The 20,102-nt window shown below is 72.0% G+C and carries 14 protein-coding genes; 6 read left to right on the top strand and 8 right to left on the bottom strand.

All coding sequences use genetic code 11. The annotated features are described in order from the left end of the window. Positions 1–22 precede the first annotated feature (22 nt). The gene (locus ACIBJE_RS26755; protein WP_396752953.1) at positions 23–2,878 is read right to left on the bottom strand and encodes an FAD-binding and (Fe-S)-binding domain-containing protein; all 2,856 of its coding nucleotides are present in this window, start codon (positions 2,876–2,878) and stop codon (positions 23–25) included. A 7-nt stretch (positions 2,879–2,885) separates the two neighbouring features. Here ACIBJE_RS26755 and ACIBJE_RS26750 point away from each other — a divergent pair, with 7 nt between their 5' ends. Continuing rightward, a complete protein-coding gene (locus tag ACIBJE_RS26750) occupies positions 2,886–3,581 on the top strand; it encodes a GntR family transcriptional regulator (RefSeq protein WP_396752951.1) in 696 nt (231 codons plus the stop codon). A gap of 31 nt (positions 3,582–3,612) precedes the next feature. Here ACIBJE_RS26750 and ACIBJE_RS26745 read toward each other — a convergent pair whose 3' ends face one another. From ACIBJE_RS26745 to ACIBJE_RS26720, 6 genes are all read right to left on the bottom strand, one after another. Beyond that, positions 3,613–4,917, bottom strand: coding sequence for a nitrate/nitrite transporter (locus ACIBJE_RS26745; RefSeq protein ID WP_396752949.1), 1,305 nt, complete (start codon positions 4,915–4,917; stop codon positions 3,613–3,615). 218 nt (positions 4,918–5,135) lie between these two features. Beyond that, entirely contained in the window at positions 5,136–6,242 is a 1,107-nt protein-coding gene (locus tag ACIBJE_RS26740) for a CapA family protein (RefSeq protein ID WP_396752947.1), read from the bottom strand. A 29-nt stretch (positions 6,243–6,271) separates the two neighbouring features. After that, positions 6,272–9,085, bottom strand: coding sequence for a BTAD domain-containing putative transcriptional regulator (locus tag ACIBJE_RS26735; RefSeq protein WP_396752945.1), 2,814 nt, complete (start codon positions 9,083–9,085; stop codon positions 6,272–6,274). A 216-nt stretch (positions 9,086–9,301) separates the two neighbouring features. Continuing rightward, positions 9,302–10,264 (bottom strand): hypothetical protein, encoded by a 963-nt coding sequence (locus tag ACIBJE_RS26730; RefSeq protein WP_396752943.1) that lies wholly within the window; start codon positions 10,262–10,264, stop codon positions 9,302–9,304. A gap of 49 nt (positions 10,265–10,313) precedes the next feature. Further along, on the bottom strand, positions 10,314–11,141 hold the full coding sequence (locus ACIBJE_RS26725; protein ID WP_396752941.1) for a peptidoglycan-binding protein: 828 nt from the start codon (positions 11,139–11,141) through the stop codon (positions 10,314–10,316). A gap of 618 nt (positions 11,142–11,759) precedes the next feature. Beyond that, positions 11,760–13,487, bottom strand: coding sequence for a trypsin-like serine protease (locus ACIBJE_RS26720; protein WP_396752939.1), 1,728 nt, complete (start codon positions 13,485–13,487; stop codon positions 11,760–11,762). A gap of 166 nt (positions 13,488–13,653) precedes the next feature. On the opposite strand from ACIBJE_RS26720, the gene ACIBJE_RS26715 reads away from it, so the two are divergent. Then, positions 13,654–15,048, top strand: a complete 1,395-nt coding sequence (locus ACIBJE_RS26715) for a serine hydrolase domain-containing protein (RefSeq protein WP_396752937.1) — start codon at positions 13,654–13,656, stop codon at positions 15,046–15,048. A gap of 1 nt (position 15,049) precedes the next feature. Here the strand turns inward: ACIBJE_RS26715 and ACIBJE_RS26710 are convergent, their stop codons facing one another. Beyond that, the gene (locus tag ACIBJE_RS26710; RefSeq protein ID WP_396752935.1) at positions 15,050–15,697 is read right to left on the bottom strand and encodes a TOPRIM nucleotidyl transferase/hydrolase domain-containing protein; all 648 of its coding nucleotides are present in this window, start codon (positions 15,695–15,697) and stop codon (positions 15,050–15,052) included. Positions 15,698–15,848: 151 nt separating this feature from the next. On the opposite strand from ACIBJE_RS26710, the gene ACIBJE_RS26705 reads away from it, so the two are divergent. The 4 genes from ACIBJE_RS26705 (at position 15,849) to ACIBJE_RS26690 (ending at position 19,955) form a co-directional block, all read left to right on the top strand. After that, a complete protein-coding gene (locus ACIBJE_RS26705) occupies positions 15,849–16,238 on the top strand; it encodes an MmcQ/YjbR family DNA-binding protein (protein WP_396752933.1) in 390 nt (129 codons plus the stop codon). A gap of 43 nt (positions 16,239–16,281) precedes the next feature. Further along, on the top strand, positions 16,282–17,037 hold the full coding sequence (locus ACIBJE_RS26700; protein ID WP_396752931.1) for a HEAT repeat domain-containing protein: 756 nt from the start codon (positions 16,282–16,284) through the stop codon (positions 17,035–17,037). Positions 17,038–17,156: 119 nt separating this feature from the next. Beyond that, entirely contained in the window at positions 17,157–18,596 is a 1,440-nt protein-coding gene (locus ACIBJE_RS26695) for a sugar porter family MFS transporter (protein WP_396752929.1), read from the top strand. 126 nt (positions 18,597–18,722) lie between these two features. After that, entirely contained in the window at positions 18,723–19,955 is a 1,233-nt protein-coding gene (locus ACIBJE_RS26690; RefSeq protein WP_396752927.1) for a trypsin-like serine peptidase, read from the top strand. The last annotated feature ends 147 nt before the right edge of the window (positions 19,956–20,102 follow it).

Here is a 20,102-nt window from a genome sequence, read left to right as displayed (position 1 = left end):
ACCCGGATCCGATGGCCCGCCGTCAGCGGGCGTCGCCCGGCCCGGCCAGCAGTTCGGCCAGGTGCAGCGACGGCCGGCGACGAAGGTCGGCGATCTGGGTACGACAGGAGAAACCGTCGGCCAGCACGACCGCGTCCGGGTGGGCGTCGAGGGCCGGCAGCAGGTTCTGCTCGGCAACCCGGACGGACACCTCGTAGTGGCCCCGCTCGACCCCGAAGTTGCCGGCGAGTCCGCAGCACCCGGCCACCGTGGTCACGGTGGCCCCGGTCCGTTCGAGGAGGGCACGGTCCGCGGACCAGCCGAGAACGGCGTGGTGGTGACAGTGCGGTTGCGCCACCACGACGGTGCCGGTCAGGTCGGGCGGGCTCCAGCCGTCGACGGTCGCGAGCAGCTCGGAGACGGTCCTGGTGGCCGCCGCCACGGCGCGGGCGTCGGCCGCGCGGTCGGTGCCGGCCAGCAGCTCGACCGCGTCGGAGCGCAGGACCGCCGTGCAGGACGGCTCGACGCCCACCACCGGCACACCCGCCCGTGCCGCGACGGCGAGCTCGGCGACGGTCCGGCCCAGGACGCGCCGGGCGGAGTCGAGCTGACCGGTGCTGATCCAGGTCAACCCGCAGCACACCTGCGTCGCCGGCAGTCTTGGCTCGAAGCCGGCCGTCCGGAGCAGTCGGACCACCGCCTCGGCCACCACCGGCGAGAACGAGTTGGTGAAGGTGTCGACGAAGACCATAACCGGTCTGCCGGTGCCGGCGGTGGGGGTCACCCGCGCTTCCCACCAGCTCCGGAACGGCGTGTGCGCGAAGGCCGGAAGCGATCGTCGGCGGTCGACGCCCGCGAGGGCCGGTGCCAGCCGACGCAGCAGCGGAAGGCGCAGGGCGAGGTTCGCCATCCTCGGGACGTGGCCGGCCAGCCGGCTCCACCGGGGCAGCCAGCCCAGGGTGTAGTGCGAGAGCGGACGCGGCCTGCCCCGGTACCTCTGGTGCAGGGCCTCCGACTTGTACGTCGCCATGTCGATGCCGGTCGGGCAGTCGGACGCGCAGCCCTTGCAGGCCAGGCAGAGGTCGAGGGAGTCGGCGACCGCCGGGTCCCGCCAGTCGACGGCACCCCGGACGACGTCCTGCAGCACCCGGGCCCGACCACGGGTGGAGTCCTTCTCCTCCCGGGTCGCCAGGTACGACGGGCACATCACCCCGCCGGCCGCCGAGTTGTCCGCCCGGCACTTTCCGACTCCGGTGCACCGGTGCACCGCCTGGGCGAGATCCCCGTCGTCGTCGGAGTACGCGAAGGCCAGCCGCGAGCGGTACGGCACCACCGCCGCGACCCGCACGTCGGCGTCGAACGGGTCGGGGTCGACCAGCACTCCGGGATTGAGCAGATTGTCGGGGTCGAACGCGTGCTTGATCTGGCCGAAGAGCGCGATGGCGTCGCTCGAGTACATCTTCGGCAGCAGCTCCCCACGGGCCCGACCGTCCCCGTGTTCTCCGGAGAGCGAGCCGCCGTACTCGGCGACCAGTTCGGCGGCGGAGACGAGGAACCGGCGCAGCAGCCGTAGGCCGTCCGGCCGGTCGAGCGGGTAGTCGAGACGGACGTGCATGCAGCCGTCGGCGAAGTGGCCGTACGGTGCCGAGGTCATGCCGTAGGAGGTGACCAGCTCGTCGAAGCGGGCCAGGTAGGAGCCGAGCTGCTCCGGCGGGACCGCCGCGTCCTCCCACCCCGGCCAGGCCGGACGGCCGGACGGGGCCCGACCGGCGAGACCGGCACCGTCCTCGCGGATCCGCCACAGTCGCGCCGCGGTGGCGGGATCGTCGACCAGGATCGACTCGACGCCCAGTCCGGCCCGGATGAGCGCGCGGGCGCGGTCGAGCACCTCCCCCCGGTCGTCCCCCGCGATCTCGACGAACAGCCAGGCACGGCCCCGGGGTAACGGCGGGACGGCGGCGTCGCCCCGACACGACCGCAGCACCGCGACGAGTCGCTCGTCCATGCCCTCGCAGGCGGTCGGCCCGAAGGCCTTGACCGTGGGGGCGGCCGCACCGGCGCGGACGATGTCCTCGAAGCCGATCGCGACGAGGACGCGGTGGTCGGGATCCTCGACCAGACGGACGGTCGCCTCGGTGACGACGGCGAGGGTGCCCTCGGATCCGACCAGGGCCTGGTTCAGGTCGAAGCGTTCCGGCAGCAGATGCTGCACCGCGTAGCCGCTGACCTGTCGGCCGAACCGGTCGAACTCGGTGCGGGCGGTGGCGAGGTGGCGCCCCATCACCTGCCGGAGGGAGGCCAGCAGCCCCGCCGGGCCGTGGGCGACCGGAGTGCCGTCGTCGTCGTGCCAGGTCACGAGGAACTCGCCGGACGCCAGCAGCTGCGTCATACCCCGGACGTTGTCCGAGGTCCGGCCGTACCCGAGCGCGCGGTTGCCGCACGCGTTGTTGCCGATCATCCCGCCGATCGTGCACCGGGTGTGACTCGACGGGTCGGGGCCGAAGCGGACTCCGTACGGCAGCACGGCCTTCTGCAGGGCGGCGTGGACCGTGCCGGGCTGTACGACCGCGGTGCGGGCCCCGGGGTCGATGCTCAGCACCCGGTTCATGTGGCGGCTGAAGTCGAGCACGATGCCCCGTCCGACCGCGTTGCCGGCGATGGAGGTGCCCGCTCCCCGCGAGGTCACCGGGACGCCCGCCGCGCGGGCGATCTCCAGAGTGGCCGCGACCTCGTCCGCCGCACGTGGTCGGACCACGGCCATCGGCGGGATGCGGTAGAGCGAGGCGTCGGTGGAGTACATGGCTCTGGTTCCCGTGTCGTCTCGTACCTCGAGCCCGGCGCGGCGCAGTTCTCCGACCAGGTCGGTCGAGCGGGATGGATTGCGCGTCACATGTAACATGTTACTCATGCCTGACCTGTCCCTGAGCCTGCCGCCGAACCTCTCGGACCGGGTGGCCGAGGCCGTACGCGACGGAATCAGGTCCCGACGCTTCGTGCCCTCCGAGCTGTACTCCGTGTACCAGCTCGCGGAACTGCTCGGCGTGTCGCGCAGCCCGGTGCGGGAGGCGCTGCTCAGGCTGGCCGAGACGGGATTGGTGCAGTTCGAACGCAACCGTGGCTTCCGCGTGGTCCTGCCCGACCCTCGCGACGTGGCCGAGATCTTCGCGGTCCGTCTCGCCCTGGAGCCGCCGGCGGCGCGACGGGCAGCCGGTGCCGGCCTGGACGTCGCCGACACTCTGGACGCCCTCGACGCCGCCCTGCGCCGTGACGACGAGCGCGCCTTCTGGGCGGCTGATCGGATGCTCCACGACCGGATCCTGCGGGGAGCCGGCAACCGACGCGCAGCCGACATCGTCGCCGCACTCCGCGCGACGACCGAACTGCTCGCGCCCCCCACCTCGCCCGAAGGCCGATCGCTGCACCAGATCCGGGACGAGCACGAACCGGTGATCGCGGCGATCACCCGGGGCGATGCGGCCGCCGCCGAGGCGGCGATGCGCCGACACCTCGTCGACACCGGCCGACTCCTCGTCGCCCAGGTCGCCGGTCTGCCGCCCGACGCGCCGGCGGTGGCGGAGATCTGGGAGGCTGTCGTGGAGTGACGCCGGCGTGCGCGGGAGCAGGGACAACTGCTCACGGAACGCCGCCCGGTGTGGAGGCGCCCCGCGTCCGCGCGAGGTCCCGGCGGGCGGCGTTGCGGTAGCGCAGCACCTGGACCGCGCCGAGCGCCCAGAGGACGTACTGCGTGGCGAACGCCCACCGGAAGGCGGTCAGGTCCGGGGCGGCCCGGCCCGCCGGGGTGGCCAGGTCGAGCACCACACCGACGGCCAGCACCAGCACGATCGAGGCGACGAACCCCCCGACGTTGACGACACCGGTGGCGCTGCCGATCCGGTTGACCGGGTTGAAGCTGCGCGCGTAGTCGAACCCGATCATGGAGCCCGGTCCGTTGACCGCCAGCACCAACACCAGCGTGACCAGCAGCCAGGCCGGCGCGCGTCCCGGCCAGGCGAGCACGACGCCCCAGACCACGGCGGTGGCGCCGGTGATCGCGAAGACCAGCGCCGACCGGTGGAACGGGTGCCGGGCGCAGAGGTGCGCGACCACCGGCCCGGTCACCAGCATGGCGGCGGTCATCAGGGTGAGCAGCGACGCCGCCGTGGTCGGGCTGAGTCCCTGTCCCTGAACCAGGAACGGATACCCCCAGAGCAGGCCGAACACGGCGCCGGAGAACTGGGTGACGAAGTGCGTCCAGAGCCCCAGCCGGGTCCCCGGGTGGGCCCACGCGTCGGCGAGTTTCCGACGGACGTCGATGAGGGCGGGCGCCGGAACGGTCGCGACCTCCCCGCCCGGGGCGTCCCGGACGGTGACGACGATCATCATCAGCACCGTCGACCCCACCGCCGCCGCGGTGAGGAACGCGGGGGTCCAGCCCGCCCGGTGCAGCAGGGCCACCAGCGGTACGGCGCCGAGAATCGCCCCGAGCTGACCGAGTGTGCCGGTGAGCTGGGTCATCATCGGGTAACGCCGTCCCGGGAACCACAGCGACACGATCCGCAGCACGCTGATGAAGGTCATCGCGTCGCCGAGCCCGATCAGCATCCGGGCGGCGACCGCGAGGGGCACGTCGGTGGCGAGGGCGAAGCACAGCTGACCGGCGACCATCAGCGCGCCGCCGGCGATCAGCAGCCGGCGTGACCCGAACCGGTCGAGCAGTACGCCGACCGGGACCTGCATCACCGCGTACACGGCGAGCTGGGCGACGGAGAAGGTGGCCAGCGCCGAGGCGTTGATGTCGAAGCGGTGCGCCGCGTCGACGCCGGTGACGCCGAGCGAGCTGCGATGGAACACGGCGGCCACGTACGCGGCCACCGCCACGCCCCAGACCACGCCGGCCGCCGACCGGCGTGGGGCGCCCGGCGCGGGCAGCGTCGTCACCGCGCCACCCGCCGGGGCCGGACCCGCTCGGCGGCCGAGGGCGTGGCCGTCCGGCACGGCGGCGAGGGACGCGTCATGCAACCATGGTGAGCCCGCCCTGTCGTGGCACCGCCGCGCCCCGTCCCGCAGGTGGCGTGGGCCACGGCTCGACCAGCCGGTCCGCCCGGCGGACAGGGGTACAGGTCAGCGCGGACGCAGGGTCAGCGGCGGGCACAGGGTCAGTGCCGGCGCAGGGCCAGCAGTCCGTCGAGCGTGACGGTGAAACCGGGCGCGAACGGCGGGCCGAAACCGCCGAGCAGCTCGGCCAGCCAGCGGGCCTCGTCGGGCGCGGCCCGTTCCAACCGCATCCGGCGCATCCGCACCGGGGCGGCACGCAGTCGCCGCAGCGCGCCGGTGGTCGCGTCGAGGGTCGGCAGCCACAGCAGCCGCAACCGCGGCCGGTACTCCTGGCGCCCGCCGATCCCCTCGTAGTCGTCGATCAGGTCGCCGCAGCCGTAGAGGACCAGCCGGTCGCGGTACACCTCCACCGGTCGCGGGTGGTGTGACGAGTGGCCGTGCACCACGTCCACGCCGGCGTCGATCAGCCGGTGGGCGAAGTCGACGTGTCCGGGCGGCACGTCGTACCCCCAGTTGGTGCCCCAGTGCACGGAGACCAGCACCCGGTCGCCCGGCCCGGCCACGGCGGTGATCCGCCCGGCCAGCGCGTCCGCCGAGGCGACCGAGATCTCCGGCAGGTACGCCACCCCGGGCGCGCTGGCGGTGGCCGCCCAGGACGGGAGCACGCCGGCCGACGGCGCGGCCACCGACCAGACGAGCAGGTCGCGGCCCTGGCCGAGCGGCACCCGGGCGGGTCCGCCGGCCGACGCCGCGTCCCGGCCCGCGCCAGCGGTGGCGATGCCGGCGCCGGACAAGGCGTCGAGGGTGTCGGTGAGCCCCAGCGGGCCGAAGTCGAGGACGTGGTTGTTGGCCAACGCGCAGGCGTCGAGCCGGGCCACGGTCAGGCAGGCCAGGTTCCCCGGGTGCATCCGGTAGTGGATGGCCTTGGCCGGTGCGTGCGCGCCCCGGGCGGTCACTGCGGTCTCCAGGTTGACCACCCGTACGTCCGGCCCGAGTTCGTCGAGCAGGGCGAGCGCCTCGCCCCAGGGCCAGGCCGGGGGTGCCGGGCACGGGATCGGCCCGTTGGCGGTTCGGGCGAGGTCGACGTAGTCGCGGGCGTCGTGTACCGCCCGTTCGCGCAGCTCGGGAGGGCCGGGTGCGGGCAGGATCGCGTCCACACCCCGGCCGGTCATCACGTCGCCACCGAGGAAGAGGGTCAGGTCGGACATCCGGCGGCTTTCCCCGTCGCGCGGCCGGCTCACCTGCCGACGACCGTGCGTGCCGCCGTCGCAGAACCCGACGGAAGCTGACAGAGCACCAGGGCTCGGCGTACCTCGCGGGTGCCGTTCGCGTCGCCGATCTGCTCGGAGAGAGCGAGTGCCAGGTGCAGGTCGTCGCGGGCCGCCCGCCGCTGCCCGGTGGCGCGGTGGACCTCCGCCCGTACGGTGAGCACCCGCGATTCCGCCTCACGGTTGCCGGTGGCGCGGGCAGCGGTGAGGGCCTTACCGAGCCACCCGTACGCCTGCCGGCACTCGCCTCTGCGGGCATAGACCTGACCCATGGTCAGCATGGTGATGCCGACGCCGAGTTCGTCGCCGAGTTCCCGTCGCAACCGCAGGCTCTCCCGCAGGTGGACCAGCGCGCTGCCGGTCTGGCCGAGTTGCAGCAGCACGTCGGCGAGGTTGTTCAGGGTGAGCCCCACCCGCCGTCGGTCACCGCCCCGGCGGTGCATCTCCAGCGCCCGGAGGAAGCCGGCCCGGGCCTCGTCGAGGCGGCCGGCGGCGGCCAGCAGGACACCGAGATGGTCCAGGGTCACCGCCACCTCGTAGTTGTCCCCGTCGGCCTCCCGCAGTGCGAGGGCCACCAGAAGCCCGTCGACCGCCTGCCCGGTCTCGCCCAGCCGGGACTGGGCCACCGCGACGTAGGTCAGCGAGGCTGCCTCGTCCGGACGGCTGCCCAGCCGCCGGGCACACCGCAACGCACCCCCGGCCACCTCCCGGAGTTCGCGGTAGTAACCCCGCATCGGCAGGAACGGGTAGAGCTCCGCGCACAACCGGACCGCGAACAGGTCCCCCTCAGGCGTGCCGTCCTGCGCCGCCACCCGTGCCGCGGCGACGAGGTTGTCCCGCTCCGTCTCCAGCCACTCCAGGGCCTCCCGCTGGTGGGCGAAGGTCACGGTGGCGGGCGCTTCGACGAACCCGTCCGGCAGCCGATGGGGGACGGGCCGGATCTGGTCCCGGGCGCGTCGTGCGGTGTCGAGGAAGTAGCAGCGTGCAGCGTGCAGCGCGGCCACCCGCGCCGCCGGATCACGACGGCCGCGCTCCATCGCGAAGATCCGTACGAGGTCGTGGAGGCGGTAGCGGTCCATCCCGCACGCCTCGACGAGCCCGGCGTCCGCGAGCCGGTCCAACGCCGCACGCGCCGCACGCGCCGTGGCCCCGGTCAGTACCCGGGCCAGGTCGAGACCGAGCACCGGCGAGCAGATCATGCCCCAGCGGTCGAACAGGTCCAGGGATTCGAGCCCGCCGGGCCGTTCGGCGAGAACGTCGCAGGTGACCGCGAGGCTCGCCCGCACGGCCAGGTCGTCACAGCTCAACTCGTCGAGTCGGTACTGCTCGTCGGAGAGCCGGGCAACCATGGCGGCGAGGGTCCACTCCGGGTGGCTGGCGAGCCGGGCGCCGACGATCCGCAGCGCGAGCGGAAGGTGGCCGCACAACGCGGCCAGCGCCTCGGCCTCCGGTGGGGACTCCGTGAACCGGTCCGGGCCCGCGTGCCGAGCGAGCAGCGTCACCGAGTCGTCGGGACCGAGTTCGCCGATGGCGAGGTGGGTGACGTCCAGCGTCGGCAACGTCGTCCGGCTCGTCACGATCACCGTGGCGTTGCTCAGGATCGACAACAGCCGTCGCACCTGACCGGCGTCGACCACGTTGTCCAGCACCACCAGCACCCGGCGCTCGCCGGCCCGCACCCGCAGCTCGGCCGCCTCCGCGCCGGACGTACCGCCGGACAGGTCACCACCGAGCGCGCGGAGCAGGCTGCCGATCGCCTCCTCGACCGTCATCGGGGCCAGGCCGGGACTGCTGCCGCACAGGTCGAGGTAGAGCTGTCCACCCGGACACGACGGGGCCAGCCGGGTGGCGATGGCGCCGGCCAGGGCCGACTTGCCCACCCCCGCCGGTCCGTGCAGCACCATCATGTCCGCCCTGCTGAGCTGGGCCTCGACCTGGGCCAGCAGGCATTCCCGGCCGACCAGGACGACGGACGGCGGCAGGGTGGACGGCGCCCCCGCCGACGACGCGTCACCGACCCCGGGCAACGGACGGCGAGCCGGCCCCGACGCCGCGTCGAGCAACTCGCGTTCGATCTCCCGGAGGACCTGCCCAGCCCGCCGGCCGACCTCGCCGAGCAGCGCGGCGTCCGCCGCGGTCAGGGCCGCCATGGCCTCGGCCCGGTCGCCCGACCGGATCAGAGCCTGGACCAGTCCCTCCCAGGCGGACTCGCGCGCCGGCTGGTCGGCGAGCAGCGAGCGTAGGGCGGCGACCGCCGCCTGATGCCGGCCGGCGTCGACGCACGCCCTGGCGTACCGCTCGACCGCCATCCACCGGCTCTCGTCGAGTGCGTCGAGGCTGTGGCCGAGTGCGCCGTGGCGGGGCAGTCCCTCCGCGGCCTCGCCGTACCACCGGCGAAGCGCGGTGGCGAGCAGGTCCGCGCACTGCTCCGGATGGGTCGCACGGCCAGCGCCGAGGGCGTCCTTCAGGTCGGCTTCGAACCGGTGGAGGTCCAGCTCGCCCGGTTCGACCACCACCATGTAACCGGAGTTCACCCAGGTCAGCCGGTCACGGTAGGGCCCGAGCGCCGTCCGCAACCGGGTCACGTAGGTCCTCAGGTTGGCCTGCGCCGACGGTGGGGGATCGGCCCACAGACCGCTCAGAAGCCGGTCGGCGGACACCCGCCGCCCTCGGCCGAGGAGCAACGCGGCCAGCAGGAGTCGAGGCCGACCGCCCGGCAGTGCGACGTGGTCACCGTCGATGCGCAGGGTCACCGGTCCCAACAGGCCGAACTCGATCGTCATACCCGCGAACCTCCCACGATCCCTGGAGATCCGATCGCCATCCATCCATGGATGCGGTGAGCCTAGACGTTCGGTCTCCCGCCGGGAGGTGCTGGGTCCGGCTCCGCACCTCCCGCCGGCGGGTGCGTGCGCGCCGGCGGGAGGGCGTCGGGTGTCGGCCGGCCGGTCAGCGTCGGACCCGGTCAGCCGGTGCGGGCAGGGGGGTGACGCCAGCCGTCAGTAGTTGACGTAGGCGGTGACGGCGCGGTGATCGGAGTACGCGCCGCCCGTCATCGACTCGGTGATGGTGGCGACGTTGCTGAAGCCGTTGCCGCTCTTGACCAGCAGGAAGTCGATTCGCCGACTGTTGAGGGTGTCGTAGGCCGAGGAGCAGTTGCGGCTGCCGCACTTCTCGGCGATCGGGTCGCGGTACCCGTACCCCTTGCCGTCGTTCCACCAGCCCGCGTCGTCGGGCTCGGCGTTCATGTCACCCGCGACGATCTTGAGGTCGCCGCCGAGGCGGCCCATCGCCTCGTCGGCCTCCTTGATGTTCTCGTCCGCGCACTTGGGCGCGTGCCAGGTGTTGGTGGGCCAGTGGATCGAGGCCACCGAGACATCCTGGTCGGCGACCCTGTCATGCAACCGGATGGCGATGTTGTGGACCCGGTCCTGGCTGCTCCTGGTGGGTTCCAGGTTCCGGCACGGGCCGGTACCCGCGTCGTAGTCCTCGGGGGCGTCGGACCGCCATCGGGTGGCGGCCTCGTAGGTGAACCGGTCGGAGCGGTAGATGACCGCGTTGGTCTGCTGGTTCTTCATCTTGCCGCAGGTGCTGGTGTAGCCCATCGAGCCGGGGTTCGCGATTGCGATCTGTCCGGCATAGGTTCCGGGCAGCTCGTCGGAGAGACGCTGGGTCAGGGTGTTGAGCTGCGTCTGGTTCGAGATCTGCTGCACGGTGAAGATGTCCGGGCTCAGCGGCCGGCCCTTGAGGTAGGTGATCAGCCGATCCCAGATGAAGCCGTCGGCGCAGGAGGCCGGCAGCCAGTTCTCGATGTTGTTGTTGTAGACCACCAGATGGTTCGGCGAGGTGTTCACGGCGGCCTGTGCCGTGGTGGTGCTGGTGAGGCCGACCACCGCGGTCGTCAGCACCGTGGTGAAGACGGCGACGGCACCGCGTACGACGCGGCTGGTACGAATGGACAACTCTCCTCCTGAGCGCACTGAACTGCCGGTGTCGAATCGCAGCGTCCCGTCAGAGCGTCCGCTGGTATTCCTCCCAGGTCCGCTTGGGGCTGACTGCGGGACCGTCGTCGGGACCACGGTTCGCCAGTCCGTTGCGGCCGAGGTAGTAGTCGCCGGCCTGGTTCTGCGCACCCGTCGACTGATCGGTGTCGGCGAGCGCGATGGCGTGGATGTGGTAGCCCCAGTCCCCCTGGCTCGGGGTACGCAGCCAGGCGGCGAAGCCCACCGTACGCAGCCGGCGGAGGATGTCGGTCCGGGTGGCCGAGGAGAGGCCGCTGACCGACAGGTCGAGCGCGCCGCCGCCGTCGTGGGTGCCGGCGGATGCGCCGACCCCGGTGTTGTACGACCCCTGCGTGATGCTGAGCTGGCGGCCGAGCAGGCGTTCGGCCTCGAACAGCATCGCTCTGGTCCGGGTGTTGACGCGCACGCCGCGCAGACTCACGACGGTGCCGGGCGAGATGGCTCGGACGACGGTGTAGCGCCCCTCGCCGAGCGACCGTAGTGACGACGGACCGGGCAGCCCGGTCGCGTCGAGGCCGGTGTAGCCGAGGGACCGTTGGTAGGCGGCGTAGGCGGCGACCGTGCTCGTGCCGAAGTGTCCGTCCACGTAGGTGGCGGACAGGAGGCCCCGGGCCTGGAGGGCGCGCTCCACCAGCAGGACACTGTTCTTGGCGCCCTCGGTCAGGGCGGTGTCGGGCCGGCGGGGGTCGACCTGCGCCGCCTTGATCAGCGCCTCCATGTTGACCTCGGGCAGCGCGGCGGCCGCCGGGCGGGCCAACGGCCCGGCGGTTGCCACGGCGGCGCCGGCGGCGACGAGCAGACTTCTTCTCGTGATCACAAGTTCTCCGTGAGGTGAGCGATGTGGACGGTCAGCAGCGCGGAACGCCACGTGGGCGCTGCGAGTGCCGGCGCGCCCGGGGTGGCGGTCCGCCGACCGCGACGAGGAGCGTGACCGCGAGCAGGCGCGTGGGACGTTCCTCGACCGACCTCCTGTCGAAAGCCATGGCGATTCTTCGGCCGGATAGCCGGAGGTCGCTTTCGCCCGACTATCGGGGCGCGCGGAAGGGCAGTCAAGACGCTCGTCGATAATGGGCGCCGAATGTGCCGGGAATGTGCGCGGGCCGTGGTCACGAGGCACGACACGCCGGCCGTCCTCTAAGTAGAGTTCGTCGTCCCACAGGAACACCGCGACGGCCACCAGGTCGGGTCCGCGCCGCCGGTAGACCTCGGGCAGCCGCAGGGTGAAGCAGTGCCGCATCGGTTGACCGGTACGCGGGGAGCGGGGCCAGGTCCGGACATCGATGCCGGGTCCGGCGTCGTCGGCCGGCGGGGTGCGTGATGCCCCCGTCCACCCGGACGGGGGCATCGTCGCATCCGGCGGGGCCGTTGCCGACGGGGTCGTGACCGCATCCCCGGGGACACGGAGAACGGAACCGGCGGCAACGGCCCCGCGACGTCAGGCCCGCCCGGTGTTGACGTAGACCCTGTTGTCCAGTCCACGGACGAACAGGTGCAGCTCGCCGTCGTAGACGTTGGCGGCCGGGCCGCTCGGGGTCGGGCGGTTGCCGGACAGCTCGGTCCAGCGGTTGAAGGTGGTGCCGTCGGAGGCGATGGTGAACAGCTGGTCGTTGCCGCCCCGGGCGAACAGGCGCAGCAGGCCGTCGTAACTGGCCAGGCCGAGCGGGCTGGCGGTCCAGCCGTTACCGGTCACCGGGATCCAGCCGGTCCAGGCCCCGGCGGTGTACGTGTTGAGGTAGATCAGGTTGTTGACGGCGCGTACGGCCAGGCGCAGCGTGCCGTTGTACTCGGTCACGGCGGGCGCGTCGGGGGTGCTGCCGTTGCCGGGCAGCACGTTCCAGCCGGACCAGCCGGTGGCGCTGTGGACGTTCTCGACGAGCTTGTCGTTACCGGCCCGCACGATCAGGTGCAGCTCGCCGTTGACGACGGCGGCGGTGGGGGCGCTCGGGGTGGTGCCGCCGCCGGGCACCTCGGCCCAGCCGGACCACGCCGTGCCGGTGGACGTGTTGACGTAGATGCGGCCGGCGGAGTCCCGCACGAAGAGATACAGCATGTTGTTGTGGACGGTGACCGTCGGCGCGCTGGGGGTGGTGCGGCCGCCCGGCACCGGTGACCAGCCCGACCACTGGGTGCCCGTGCGGACGTTGTGGATGATCTGGCCGTCGCCCCGACGGGCGAAGAGGTGCTCGGCGCCGGCGAAGGTCGTCACCGCCGGGCCCGAGGCGACAAGTTGCCCGCCGGGCACCTCGTTCCAGCCCTGCCAGTAGCGGGTCAGGCTGACACCGAAGGTGTGCAGGATCGGCCGGATCGGCTGGAAGTACGACCGGTCGTCATCGTCGCCGCACAACAGTTCGGTGCCGCCGGAGTGGATGCCCTGGGCCTGGTCGCCGGCGACGTACGGGGCACCGGAGTCGCCCGGCTCGGAGCAGGCGTCGGTCATCGTCAGGCCGGTCATCACCTTGTCCGGCTCGCCGTTTTTGCCGTGGTAGATGACGGTGACGTTCTTGGCCAGGATGGTCCCGCACTGCACGCCGGTCGTGACGCCGCTACGGCAGACCGTGGTGCCCTCGGAGGCGGGTTCGTCGCCGTTGACGGGGCCGAGGCCGAGCACCTCGGCGGTCGGGCGCCAGTCGGTGTAGGTGCGTACCCAGGCCATGTCGACGTACGGGTAGGAGTAGCCGCCCCAGACGCCCAGCGGCCGGCCATCCGCGGTGAGCGCCCCAGGAGGCGTCTCGAGCGCGCAGTGCCCGGCGGTGAGGAACCCGGCGTCACCGGTGAGGTTCTCCGTCACCGCGAACCCGGTCGAGCAGCCGGCGGTCCCGCCGATCAGGTAACCGTGGCCGGCGCCCAGCCGGTCCGACTCCGGTTGCGGACGCCCGGCGGCCTCGACGACGCGCACCGTGCCCTTCGGCGTCCCGTTGTTCTCGGCGAACCGCCGGGCCGGCCCGGATCCACCGGGCAGCGCCTGCACCACCAGTGTCCGCCCGTCCACGTCGGCGTACCAGCCGGTCACCTCGTCCGGCACGCTGGCGGCACGGTCCAGCCGGACCTTCATCCCCTCCAGCGCCGCGCCGTCCGGCACCGGCTGTGCCGCCGCCGGCGCGCCCACCAGCATCGTGCCCGCGACGCTCAACGCCGCCAGCCACCCCACGACAATCCTCCGCACCCAAGGCCTCCTCGTCAAAACGCGCCGGGTGGTGACCCGGCGCCTGGCAATGAAAACCTCTCGACTGTGGCGGTGGACAGATCTTGTCGGGTTCCCGTCCCGACCAGCTCGGTCCGGGACGGTAATCCGGGGCGGGGTGTCACCCGTTGCCGGTACGTTTGCCGGCATGTCGCCGACCGAGACGGATCTGCTGCCCGAGACGCGGCGCGCGCTGCGTCACCTGCTCGCCACCCGTCAGGTGCAGGGGCGGGTGCCCTCGATCGTCGCCGCCGTGGTGCGCGACGGCCGTCCGGTGTGGATGGACGGTCGGGGGAGCGTGGACGGTGGCCCGCCGGACGGCGACACCCAGTACCGGATCGGCTCGGTGACCAAGACCTTCGTGGCGCTGCTGGTCCTGCGCCTGCGCGACGAGGGGCGGCTCGCCCTGACCGATCCGCTGGCCGAGCACCTGCCCGGCACCGTGGTGGGCGAGGCCACCGTCGGCGCTCTGCTGGCGCACACCGCCGGGCTGGTCGCCGAGCCGCCCGGTCCGTGGTGGGAGCGGACCCCGGGCGCGCTGCGACCGGACCTGGCCGACGTGCTCGGCAGCGACCCGCAGGTGCATCCGGCCGGGCAGCGCCACCACTACTCCAACCCCGGTTACGCGCTGCTCGGCGCGCTCGTCGAGCGGATGCGTGGCGAGCAGTGGGGCGAGGTGCTGCGGCGCGAGGTGCTGGAGCCGCTCGGGATGACCCGTACCACCCCGCTGCCGGTCGCGCCGCACGCTACCGGCTGGGCGGTCCACCCCTGGGCCGACGTGCTGCTGCCGGAGCCTGCCGTGGACACGGGTCGGATGGCGCCGGCCGGGCAGCTCTGGTCCACGGCGGCGGACCTGGCCCGGTTCGCCGCCTTCCTCACCGACGGCGACGAGCGGGTGCTGCATCCGGACACTCTGGCGGAGATGCGTGCCCCGGCCTGCCCTCCGGAGGCGACCGGCTGGGACAGCGGCTACGGACTCGGCACCCAGTTGCTGCGCCGGGACGGCCGACTGCTGGCCGGCCACACCGGCTCGATGCCGGGCTTCGTCGCCACCGTCTGGGTCAGCGCCGACGACGGTCTGGGCACCGTCGTGCTGGGTAACGTGACCGCCGGCCTCGCCGCCGGTGCTGTCGCCGCCGACCTGCTGCGGACGGTCGCCGAGCGGGAGCCGCGGATCCCGGAGCCGTGGCGTCCGCTGCCCGCGGTCGATCCGGAGCTGCTGGACCTCGCCGGCCCGTGGTACTGGGGACCCGCCCCCTACCTGCTGCGACCGCTCGCCGACGGCTTCCTGGAACTGACCTCGATGTCCGGCGGCGGGCGCGGCACCCGGCTGCGCCCCACCGGCGACGGCCGGTGGGAGGGGATCAACGGCTACTTCGCCGGCGAGCGATTGCTGGTGGAACGGGACGCCGCAGGCGCGGTGAGCCACCTCGACCTCGGCACCTTCGTCTTCACCCGGCAGCCCTACGACCCGGCGGCGCCGGTGCCCGGCGGTGTCGACCCGGCCGGTTGGCGGGCCGGTCGAGGTCCGGACGACCGGTAGGTCACACGGCGGTGAGCAGCGCGTCGAGCGGCCGAGGCAGGACGTCCCGGCCGACTGCCGCCTCGACGAGCAGCCGTGCGTAGCGCAGCTTGCGACGCGAGCCGCTGCCCAGGAACCGCCGCATCTGCGCATCGGGCTGCCGGCCGCGCCAGGCGGGCTGGTTCTGCATCGAACGGAACGACCCGAGGTCGCCCTGCGAGTCGAAGAGCGCCTCGACCTCCGCGGTGCCCAGGGCGCGGATCAGCTCGTCCTCCAGATCGTCGACGCAGACGAAGAACCCGAGGTGTTCCATGTCGGCGCGGGTGGGGGTCGAGCCGACCTGGGCGGTGAGACCGCGCCGGAACAGCTCCTCCTCACGCAGGTCGCAGAGGCCGGCAAGCCGTACCCCGGCGCCCAGCGGGCCCAACCTCGTCAGGAAGCGACCGATCGCGTGTGCCCCGCCGATCGGCACGACCACGACCCGCTCCGCCGCGAGATCCCGGCCACGGCCCACGGCGGCTGTCTCCAGGGCGATCTGGTCGCTGATCCCCTCGACGAGCACCACGGCCACCGCGTCGTCGACCTTTGTCAGAGCGCGGGCCGTCGCCCGGGTCGGGGCGTCGGGGCCACTGACGTAGCCGTCGATGTCGGCTCGTTGAGTCGTGGCCATGGCCGCCATCATCGGTGATACCCATGTTCGTCGACCAGGGATTTACCGTGGCCCATCCCACCGACAGGCCCCGCACCCGCGCCGCCGGGCGATGTCGGTGGGCGGTTGTAACCTGTGCGCGTGCGGGAAATGGCTCTCTGGAGCAACCTCGATGGCTGACGCCGACGACGTCCGTCGCCTGGCGCGGGCACTGCCTCACGTGGTCGAGATCGACAGTGACGGCTTCGACTTCCGGGTCGCCGACAAGGGGTTCGTCTGGTCCTACCCCGAACGCAGACCCGGTGCGTCGCGCCTCATCCGCACCGACATCGCGGTGCTGTACGTCGGCGACGAAGCGGAGAAGCAGGCACTGCTCCTCGGGGAGCCTGAGGTCTTCTTCACGACGCCCGCGTACGACGGGCTGCCCCTGGTCATGGTGCTGCTGGCGCGGGTGGACGTCGACCGCCTGGAGGAACTCGTCACCGACGCGTGGCACATGCGTGCCCCGGACTCGCTCGTCGGCGACCTCGACGTCGGCACGGGTGTGCTGAGCCCGGGGTAAATCGTGACCACCGCCGTCCGCCCGCCGGCTACCATCCGTGGCGATGGCGGAGTTCGTGCACATCACCCGGGCAGGGGCGGCTCGACGCATGCAGCGATCGGGAATCGCGGCGCGCAGCGCTGGGCACGACGGTGGACGGGGCGTGTACTGCATGCCGGTGCTGCCGTCGTTCACTCTCACCTATCAGTGGGTGCGTGAGCTGCGGCGCTGGCACTCGGGCGTACTCGTCGCGGTGCATCTGCGGCTGTCCGACGACGAGCGGGTGACCGTCGGGCACTACGGTGCCCCACCGCGTGCGGTCACCGCCGCACAGGCGGTCGCGGCGGTGCGCGAACGCGACGACCCGCGCGGCTGGGAGGTGTTCGTGCCCCGCGCGGTCACCACCGCCGAGGTACACCGGATCCGTGACGTCCCGCAGGGAGTCGGTTGGCGGTACCTGCCGGGAGCTCACGGACGGCGGCCCTGCCCATGCCCAGCCTGTCTGCCGCGTGGGGCCCGGAACGTGGCCAGGCTGCGCCGCCGGTTCCCGTACGACGAGCCGCCCGGGCCGAAGGGTGAACTGATGGCTCAGCTGCGGACGGCAACCACCGCCGACGAGATCATCGACGTGCTGTGGGAACTGGGCCGTGGCCGGCGCGGTGGCGCCGAGGAACTGGCGTACCTGGCAGACCATCCCGATCCGCGCGTACGCGACACCCTCGGCAGCGCCCTGCGTGCTTACCGGGGTCGTGAGGCGCGCCGGCTCCGCGCGCGTCTACAGCTCACCGACGCGTCGGCGTCAACTCCGGAGAGCTGCTGACCGACGCGTCTGTCTGCGGCGGTAACGGTCGGACCGAAATCTACCTCCAGAACGTCACGGCCCTGGCCACCGTCGTTGGCTGAGGCTAAAACCGAACAAACATTGCCGAAAGAGGCAAAATGAGCAGCATGGGCCAAGGGGGTGCTGCGTCCGGCCATGGTGCCGCCACAACCCCGCCCGAGAAGCCAGGCGGGGCGTTGTTGATCGCCGTAGCCGCGGCGATTGGCGGTTTCCTCTTCGGTTACGACACGGCGGTGGTCAACGGCGCCGTGGATGCGATACAAGCCAGGTTCGACCTGTCCGCGCTGGTCTTGGGGGCGGCGGTTTCCACCGCGTTGCTCGGCGGTGCGGTCGGCGCGTGGTTCGCGGGTCCACTGGCGGATCGGATCGGTCGGGTGCGGGTCATGCTCATCACCGCGATCGTGTTCGCGGTCAGTGCCGTCGGCTCGGCGTTGGCGGTGGGTCCGGTCAGCCTCACCGCTTGGCGGTCCACTGCCGGCATGGCGGTCGGGGCGGCCAGCGTGATCGTGCCCGCCTACATCGCGGAGATCGCTCCTGCGGAGAAGCGAGGCCGATTCGGCTCGCTGCAGCAACTGGCCATCGTGACCGGTATCTTCGCCGCGCTGCTTGCCGACTACGCCTTGGCGGCCTCGGCCGGCGGTGCCGGTAACGACGTTCCGTGGGGTGGTGAGGCATGGCGGTGGATGTTCGCCTCGGCCGCGGTTCCTGCCGCGCTCTACGTCGTGCTGGCGCTGCGGTTGCCCGAGTCTCCGCGCTATCTGGTTCGGCGCCGGCGCAGTGAGCAGGCCCGTGCGGTACTGGAACGGTATGTCGGTGACGGTGTGCGGCTTGCCGAGATCGACCGATCACTGGCCGGCACGAAGGAGACGGTAGCCCTGTCCGACCTGCGCGGCGCTTCTGATCGTGACCGGCGCTTCGGGCTGTTGCCGATCGTCTGGACCGGAATCGTCCTGGCGGCCCTTCAGCAGCTTGTCGGCATCAACGTCATCTTCTACTACTCCACCACACTCTGGCGCGCCGTCGGCTTCACCGAGAACGAGGCCCTGGTGACAAGCGTGATCACGAGTGTCATCAACATTGCCGGTACCCTCCTCGCGATCGCCCTCATCGACCGGGTCGGCCGTAAGCCGTTGCTCACTGTCGGCGCTTCCGGCATGGTCGTCACCCTGGCGACCCTCGCCTGGTGTTTCAGCCGTGCCTCCGGTACCGGGGAAAACCTCACCCTCCCTCCCGGTGTGGGCGTCGCCGCTCTTCTCGCGGCCAACCTCTACGTGGTGTTCTTCGCGGCAAGTTGGGGACCGACGTTGTGGGTGCTGCTTGGCGAGATGTTCAACAACCGAATCCGTGTCACCGCAGTCGCGGTCGCAGGGGCCGCGCAGTGGATCGCCAACTGGTTGGTGACCATCTCCTTTCCGAGCCTCGCCCACGTCAGCCTCCCCCTCGTCTACGGCATGTACACCGCCTTCGCGGGCCTCGCCCTCGTCTTCGTTCGACGCTTCGTCCGTGAAACCAGGGGGCGGGAGTTGGAGGCGATGTAGCGGCTTGATCCACAACTGGTGTCCCTCCTCGTCAACCGCCACGCATTGATACATTTGCATGTCTCGGTCCTTTCGTGTATGAAGGCTGCAAGCACGTCTGGTGCTGGTTCCTGGGGAGGAGCGACGATGAAGAAGACCCTGCGCCGCCTGCGAACGGCGGCGGTCGCGCTCAGCGCCTGCACACTCGGGCTGAGCCTGCTGTCGATGCCCGCCGCCGAGGCGGCCTCGGTGCAGCCTCTCGCACCGCAGTCCGAGCGGGCACCCGAATCGGAGCAGTTCTCGGCCGAGGGCGTCACCACGGTCGGTGAACTCCGCACCGTCGACGGCTCGCTGTCCTACGCCCGGGACGGCCGGACGCAGATCATCCGGCATCCCGGCGCGTCGTACGTCAAGGTGCACTTCAGCTCGTTGCGACTGGCTCAGGGCGACTACGTGACCGTGTCGAGCCCCGACGGCCGGGAGAGCTACCGGTACGACCGCAACCTCGACCGGGCCACCGGCTCGGACTACACCACCGACGGCCAACCGGGCTTCTGGGCGATGTCGGTGGAGGGTGACACCGCGGTGGTGACGCTGCACAGCAGCCGCCCCGGCCGGGGCGGCGCCGCGACCATCGACCGGTTCTGGCGCGGCTACGACCACGCGGAGATCAAGCAGTACAACTTCTCCACGCAGTCCGTGTGCAGCACCGACGCCCGCCGCGACGTGGTCTGCTACCAGAACAGCCACCCCACCGAGTACGCCCGCGGCCGGGCGGTGGCGCGGCTGCTGATGAGCGGCGGTGGCATGTGCACCGCCTGGCGGGTCGGCAACACCAACCGCCTGCTGACCAACAAGCACTGCTTCTCGACGCAGTCCGCCGTCAGCGCCAGCGAGACGCAGTTCAACTACCAGTGCGCCACCTGCGGCGGCTCGAACCCCGGCGCCGGCACCAAGGTGAGCGGTGCCACCCTCTACAAGGTGAGCAGCGGCGGTTCCGGCGAGCTCGACTACGCCCTGTACTCGGTGAACAACTTCGCCAGCATCCAGGGTTTCGGCACGCTGTACCTCGCGACGACCGCCACCACCACCGGTACGCGGATGTACATCCCCGGGCACGGTGACGGCAGCCCGAAGCGACTGTCGATCTTCGAGGACACCCAGAACGGCACGAACTGCACCGTCAGAAACGCCAACTACAACACCTGGAACATCAGCTACAGCTGTGACACCTCCGGCGGCAACTCGGGCTCGCCGGTGCTGAACGGCAGCCACCGGGTCATCGCCCTGCACCACCTCGGCGGTTGCCCGTCGAACCAGGGCGCGAAGGCGCACCTGATCTACAACGAGATCGCCAGCCTGATCGACAACAACGGCTGACCACCGCTGACCACGGGCCGGCCGGGGGGCGGGGGGCCCCCCCCCCCCCCGCGGGGGGGGGGGGCGCGCACTGACCCACGAATACAGGGGGCGGGGGGTGTGTGTCAACCCCCGTGATATAGCCAAGAGGGCGGCGGGGGAATATAC

This window comes from Micromonospora sp. NPDC050187, assembly GCF_044459745.1.
Taxonomy (GTDB): Bacteria; Actinomycetota; Actinomycetes; order Mycobacteriales; family Micromonosporaceae; genus Micromonospora.
This window is presented reverse-complemented; position numbering and strand designations above follow the sequence as displayed.